This is a genomic window from Streptomyces sp. 150FB (genome assembly GCF_000818195.1).
Taxonomy (GTDB): Bacteria; Actinomycetota; Actinomycetes; order Streptomycetales; family Streptomycetaceae; genus Streptomyces.
In genome coordinates this window covers 3599255-3605591 of record NZ_JTHL01000001.1, presented here as the reverse complement: position 1 = coordinate 3605591, position 6337 = coordinate 3599255, and the positions used below count along the sequence as shown (strand labels likewise).

Annotated in this window: 7 protein-coding genes and 1 pseudogene; 1 reads left to right on the top strand and 7 read right to left on the bottom strand. The window is 69.8% G+C overall.

The genetic code is table 11. The annotated features are described in order from the left end of the window. The coding region (locus tag QR77_RS15390; RefSeq protein WP_173476310.1) for a winged helix-turn-helix domain-containing protein at positions 1 to 580 on the bottom strand (580 nt) is incomplete at its 3' end. 463 nt (positions 581 to 1043) lie between these two features. Then, complete coding sequence (locus tag QR77_RS15380) at positions 1044 to 1991, bottom strand: LysR substrate-binding domain-containing protein (protein WP_052488773.1); 948 nt, start codon at positions 1989 to 1991, stop codon at positions 1044 to 1046. Positions 1992 to 2088: 97 nt separating this feature from the next. On the opposite strand from QR77_RS15380, the gene QR77_RS15375 reads away from it, so the two are divergent. Continuing rightward, positions 2089 to 2454, top strand: coding sequence for a nuclear transport factor 2 family protein (locus QR77_RS15375; protein ID WP_040022342.1), 366 nt, complete (start codon positions 2089 to 2091; stop codon positions 2452 to 2454). Between the two features lie 354 nt (positions 2455 to 2808). Here QR77_RS15375 and QR77_RS48655 read toward each other — a convergent pair. The 5 genes and pseudogenes from QR77_RS48655 to sigJ all read right to left on the bottom strand — a co-directional run. After that, positions 2809 to 2895 (bottom strand): annotated as a pseudogene (locus QR77_RS48655) (SAM-dependent methyltransferase); the annotation flags it as partial. Positions 2896 to 2933: 38 nt separating this feature from the next. Further along, the gene (locus QR77_RS15370; protein WP_040022339.1) at positions 2934 to 4157 is read right to left on the bottom strand and encodes a cytochrome P450; all 1224 of its coding nucleotides are present in this window, start codon (positions 4155 to 4157) and stop codon (positions 2934 to 2936) included. Positions 4158 to 4331: 174 nt separating this feature from the next. Continuing rightward, positions 4332 to 4520, bottom strand: a complete 189-nt coding sequence (locus QR77_RS15365) for a hypothetical protein (RefSeq protein WP_040022338.1) — start codon at positions 4518 to 4520, stop codon at positions 4332 to 4334. Positions 4521 to 4642: 122 nt separating this feature from the next. Continuing rightward, positions 4643 to 5218, bottom strand: a complete 576-nt coding sequence (locus QR77_RS15360; protein ID WP_040022337.1) for a DUF3291 domain-containing protein — start codon at positions 5216 to 5218, stop codon at positions 4643 to 4645. Between the two features lie 206 nt (positions 5219 to 5424). After that, positions 5425 to 6337 (bottom strand): RNA polymerase sigma factor SigJ (gene sigJ, locus QR77_RS15355; RefSeq protein WP_236710665.1); only part of this gene is annotated, 913 nt, incomplete at its 5' end.

The window sequence follows — 6337 nt, the reverse complement described above, 5'->3', positions numbered from 1 at the left end:
ACTTGTTGATCAGTATGCGGGCGCCGGCGCGGTCCCCGGCGCTGCGGGTCTTCTCGGCGTCGGCGGCGAGGTCCTGGGCGACGGCGAGATCGAGCGCCTCGGGCGCGACGCGCAGCGCGTAACCGCCGGACTCGGTGACCAGGACCCCGGGGGTGAGGACCTTGCGGAGCCGGGAGGCGTACGTACGGAGCGCGGCGAGCGCCTGCGGCGGCGGCGCCTCGCCCCAGAGGGCGTCGATGAGTTCGGGGGCGGTCGCCGTACGGCCTTCGCGCAGGAGCAGGACGGCGAGCAGTGCGCGCTGCTGCGGCGAACCGGGAGCGAGGGCCTTGCCGGCGCGCCAGGCTCGTACGGGTCCGAGAACGCTGAAGCGCAGATCGGCGGGGTCCGGGATGTTCGGGGTGACGGTGCTCGCTGAGGCGGATTCGGTGTGCGTGTCGGTGCTGCTGTTCACGGTGCCCGTCGTGCTCGTCGTACGCGTCGCGCTCGCCCCGCTTGTGCCTGTGTCCGTGCCCGTGCCAGTGCTTCCGGGTCCGACCGGAGGCCCTTGATCCGTGTTACGCGGCCCGTTGTCACGGTCCATAGCTCCCCCTGCCCCCGCAGTGCCGGTATCGCCGTCGACAGTCTGCCTTGTCGGGGGCGGCTTCGTCAGCCGTGGGTGACGGTCTGCACAAGGCCTTGACAGGACTTATGCCGAGAAACCGTCCGGAGCCCGAGGAGAGGAACGGGGCGGCGCGGAGCGGAGTCCGCTGAACGGGACGTAGCACGACCGGCATGGCGGGCACATCAGGGCGCGCCGACGAGAGCCGGGGCGGTTTCGAGTACGGCGTCGCGCAGGCCGGGGAAGCAGGAATCCAGCTCGTCACGGCGGAGGCTGAGTATGCGTCGGGCCCCGTTCACCCGGACCTGGATCACGCCGGCTTCGCGCAGTACGCGTTGGTGGTGGGAGAAGGCCGACCGGGTGGGCTTGCTTTCGCATGGCCGTCTGGCGCTCCGCGCACTGGCGATGGACCGCGTCTCCCCCAGAGGTCAGCCGAAGGCGGTTCTCAGTGTCGAGCGCGAGCAAGTCCCGGTCGAGGAGGGCGTCGATCTCCGCGAGCGCGGCGCGGTTCCGGAAAGTCCGTGAATGCTTGCCGGCTGTGCACGAGCAACTCGCGCACCGAGGGATTGTGCGTGTTCTTCCAGATCAGGGCGAGCACTACTGGTGTCTCGACATCGACGATGGTGCGGACGGTGAGCCTGTCGCGGTAGTTCTCGGCCATCGAGTGGCTCAGGATGGCGACGCCGAGTCCGCGGGCGGCGAGGCCGGCAATGGCATCCGCAGCGCTGGCTTGCAGCGCGATCGCGGGTCGGAGGCCCTGTGCGGCACAAGCCTGGTCGAATAGCGCGCGCAGGCCGGTGCCGGGTGGCATACACACGATCGGGTAGGCGACCAGGTCGCGCAGGGCGACCCGCCCCAGTTTCGCCAGGGGATGCCCGACCGGGACCGCCGCGATGAGCCGTTCGCTGATGATTGTCAGCGCGTCCAGTCCGTCGGGGGTGGCGGTTCCAGCGCCGATGAGTCCCAAGTCGATGGCGCCGGTACGCACCCCTTCGATGAGCCGGTCGGAGCTGTCCTCCAGCAGCGAGATCTCCACACCGGGATGTGCCTCGTGGAATGAGGCGAGGGCGTCGAACAGGGGGGTGAGGGTGCAGCCGATGACCATCCCGACGGTGAGCCGTCCCTGGATCAGGTCGGTCACCTCCCCCACCGCCTGGCCGATCGCCCCGGCTGCGGCGAGTGTGGCACGGGCGTGTTCGAGCGCGGCCTTCCCCGCGACGGTGAGGGTGACGGTGCGGGCGGACCGGTCGAACAGCTCGGCACCCAGCTCCCGTTCGAGCTGGCGGATCTGGGCGCTGACGCCGGACTGGCTGATGTGCACCCGCTCGGCCGCACGGGTGAAGTTGCGCTCTTCGGCGACTGCGATGAAGTACTCAAGCTGCCTCAGCTCCATGACTGCACATTCTAGTTCCCAGAAAATCCATCTGTTGGACTTCTGGTCGACGGGCGGCCACGCTGAGAGCGCCAGAGCCCGACATCAGGAGGAACCCATGCCGGAGTACGAGCAGGCCATGCGGCCCGAAGACATCACCCGCTTGTTCGTCGAGCGATCCAACGCCGGTGACGCGGCGGGGGTCGCCGCGCTGTACGAAGAGGACGCAGTAATCGCCTACCCGCCCGGCGAACTGACAGTGGGGCGGAAGGCGATCCACGCGCTATGGGAGAAGGTGCTGGCCAACGCTCCCCGCTTTGAGCAGGAACCACCCCTGCCGACGCTGGTCAGCGGCGACATCGCTCTCACCTCGACCCCACCGAAGGACGGGGCCGGCGCACGGGCGCAGGTCGTCCGGCGCCAGCCGGATGGAAGCTGGCTGCGCCTGCTCGACCAGCCCGAGTTCGTCCCACCCACTCGCTGACTCCCTCGCCTCCCGGAGTTCGCGGAAACGGGGGTGGAGTGAGGCTTTGAGGGGCCACCTGCCGACGTCCGCGGGTCGCCCCTCAAGATCGTGGTGATTCCAGGGGCCGCTCCAGCAGAGCCCGTGCGGCGATCTGGGCGCCTCGCTCACCCGCTGACCGACCTGGGACATCAACTTCGAGGCGGTGTGGTTCCGGGCGGTCGGAGCGAACTTCCGGCAGGTTGCCGGATCGCCGCCCCAGTCGGTGAACAACGTCCCCTGCGCCCTTGCGCCCTTGCGGGCTTGCGCGGGCCAAGAGGCAGGCGCGCGGCCTGTTCACGCGTTCGCCAGGCTCCTGTTCCAGTCTCGCGGTGGCAGCCCCAGCACGGCCAGATGTGCCGTCAGGCGTCCGGGGCCGCACCCCAGGTCCGCGATCGGCCCCTGACCGGCCGTCCGCACCAGTTCGGCACACCCCGCCGGCGTCGTCTCCGGTCACGGCACTAGCCCAAGTCCGACCAGGTGACGGGAAGTTCGTGGACCCCGTAGATGTTCATGTCGGTCTTGAGCCTCACCTCGCCCGCCGGGACGGCGAGTTCGAGGGTCGGGAAGCGGCGCAGCAGTCCGTCGAAACCGGCGCGCATCTCGATGCGGGCCAGTTGCTGGCCGAGGCACTGGTGGATGCCGTGGCCGAAGGACAGGTGACCGCGGGCGTTGCGGTGGATGTCCAGGGTGTCGGGGTTGTCGAAGTGCCGGGGGTCGTGGTTGGCGGCCAGCAAGGAGACAACGACCGTCGACCCCTTGGTGATTGTCTCGCCGCCGAGTTCGATGTCTTCCGTGGCGTATCGGTAGAAGATGTCGGCGATGGTGAGGTAGCGCAGGAGTTCCTCGACGGCACCCGGCAACAGCTCCGGGTCGGCCCGCAGTTCGGCCGCCTGCTCGGGGTTCTCCAGGAGCGCGAAGGTGCCCAGTGCCAGCATGTTGGCGGTGGTCTCGTGGCCCGCGAGCAGCAGCAGGAACGCGCTGCCGGTCAACTCCTCGATGGTGAGGTCGTCATGGCGGGCCAGGTCGGAGAGTATGTCGTCGCCGGGGGCGGCGCGCTTGCGTGTGACCAGTTCGGAGAGGTACGAGGTCAGCGCGGTGTACGCGGCGATCTTCTCGTCCAGCGACTGGTCCTTGACCAGGAACTGGGCCGAGTTGGCCTGGAAGTTCTCCCGGTCCTCGTAGGGGACACCGAGCAGTTCGCAGATCACCAGCGAGGGCACCGGCAGCGCGAACTCCTTGACCAGGTCCACCGTCGGGGTGAGGCAGGCCAGTTCGTCCAACTGCCGCTCCACGATCTCGACGATGTGCTCTTCGAGCCTCTTCATGCGCTTGACGGTGAAGGCGCCGGTGAGCCTGCGCCGCAGCCGGGTGTGGTCCGGGGGGTCCATCGCGATGAACACACCAGGGATCTGCGGGGACGGTTCGGTGGCGGCGGGCATGCCGGGGGTGGCGTACGCCTCGTGGAGGGGGCCGATGTCCTGCCGGGAGCTGAACCGGGTGTCGGCCATGAGTTGGCGGACCTCGTCGTAGCCGGTGACGAACCAGCCCTCGTGACCGTCGGGGAAGAGCAGCGGACTGACAGGGCGGGCGTCGCGCAGCCGGCTGATCTGGCTGGGCGGGTCGAAGGGGCTCGCATCGCGCTCCGTGGGGAGGCCCTGCGGGACGGGAGTTGTCTGGCTCATCGGATGGGTCCTTCCGTGGCGGGTTGTTTCGACCACGCTCGCCGACGGAGCTGACACACCCCTGACACGGCTCTGACACGGGGCGCCGGGCACCGGCCACCGGGCACCGGGCACCGGGCGCGGCCGGATGCGAGCGTGACCCTCGACGTCGGACCGAGCCGTCGGACCGAGCCGTCAGGAGATCACTCCCCGCCTGCCGTCACCCGCCAGCTTGTACGTCAGGGGCTTGTGCGTGTGGAACCGCCTGATGAGCAGGTGGTGGACCGAGGCCCCGAGGACCGCCCCCAGGATCGGCGCGACCAGGTAGATCCACAGATCGACGGTCCGGCCGGAGAGCCGGCCGAACCTCCACGGGCGTCGCATGCCCACGCCGCGCAAGCGCGGACCGGCGCCAACATCGGCGCCGGCGCCGACCGATCCCGCCTCGGAGTGCTCGCGGACCGGCTCCTCTTCGCCGTACAGCGTTTGGCAGCGAACCCAGTCGTTCAGGCTTCCTCGTCGGCGAACTGGTCGCTCTTCGGTCCGATGCCTTTGATCCTGGTCGGCGTTCCGTCCGGGGCGAACGAGTGGTGGAAGGTGAAGGCGTGCGGCGCTGAGCCGTGTTCGTGGAGGTGTTCCAGCCTGGAAACCCCGTCCTGCCAGGTGGGTATCGCGCCGTCGGTGACCCACCAGAACACGTAACCCGGGTGTCCTGTCCTCTCGAACCAGTCGTGACGCCTGGTGAGCGCCGCGCGGTGCAGACTGGTGTAGATGGCGTCGAAGGCGGGGCGCGGGCCGGTCCAGAGGGAGAGGGTCGCGGCCAGGGCGGTGGTCTCCGCAGTACGGCCTTTTCCGTACCAGGCCGGAACGGCGAACTCTCCCCACGCACCCCAGTCCGCGTCGAAGTCCGTCCGTGCGCCCAGGCTGCGATCCGTCGCTTCAGCACGAGCGATATGTCCGGGGTGCCGGCTGATCTCCCGGTAGACGGCCTCACCGCTCTCGTGGAACTCCCGCGTGAGAGGTGCGGGATCGGCGAGAGGCGACTTCAGGACGCCGAATGTGTACAGCGCGAGATGGGGCATGCGTCGCTCCCTGGTCGGGGGTGCCGCGACCGTGGGCGATCGCCGAGGACCAGGTGAAGGTAGCCGCCTCCGCGGACCCTGTCGAAGTTGCGTTTTCCCTGTACAAGTGGCCTCTCGCACCGGTTCTCGGGGCTGTCGGGACCCCCGTCTCGCTGGAAACGCGGATATCAGGAGGCGCGGTCGGCCGGAGGTCCGGCGGACAGGGCCTAGCGACCCTCCCGCGTCCACGGCCGCAGCTTCTCCGGGTTGCGGACCGCCCAGATCCGGGTGACGCGGCCGTCCGTGACATCGAACGAGGCCACAGTCATGACAACTCCGGCCCGCAGCGCCACCAGGCCCGGGGCGCCGTTGACCGAGCGCTCCAGGAGTTCGAGCCCCGGCGCCTTGTCGGCGATGGCGACCATGTACTGGGCGATGCGCGCGCCGCCTTCGATCGGGCGCAGGACGGTACCGACCAGGCCGCCGCCGTCGGCGGTCATCACGGCCGCCGGGTCGAGGAGGTCGACGAGGGCAGCGATGTCCTTCGTCTCCCAGGCCTTCTTGACCCGCCGCACCGCGTCCGCCTGCCCGGCCGCCGTCACCGGAGCGCGCGCGTCGCCCACCCGCCGCCGGGCGGAGGCCGCGAGTTGCTTGCAGGCCGCGGGCGTACGGCCGAGAACGCCGGCGATCTCGGCGAAGGGGTAGCGGAAGACGTCGTGCAGGACGAACGCCACCCGCTCGGCGGGCGTCATCGACTCCAGTACGACGAGAAAGGCCATGGTCACCGATTCGTCCAGGACCAACTGGTCGGCCGGGTCGGCGCCTTGGCCGTGGCTCCACTCGGCGCTGTCGGGCAGCGGCTCGGGCAGCCACGCGCCGACATAGCGTTCCCGCCGGGCCCGCGCCGAGCCGAGTACGTCCAGGCAGATCCGGCCGGTCACCGTCGTCAGCCAGGCGCCGGGGGACACGATCTCGTCCCGCCTGCTTCGCGGCAGCGCGTACCAGCGCGCGTACGCCTCCTGTACGGCGTCCTCGGCCTCGGCCAGCGAACTGAGCAACCGGTAGGCCACATTGATCAGTTGGCGCCGCTCACCGAATACTCCGCCGGCTGTCCCATCGGTGCCAGCCCCCGCCGCCCCC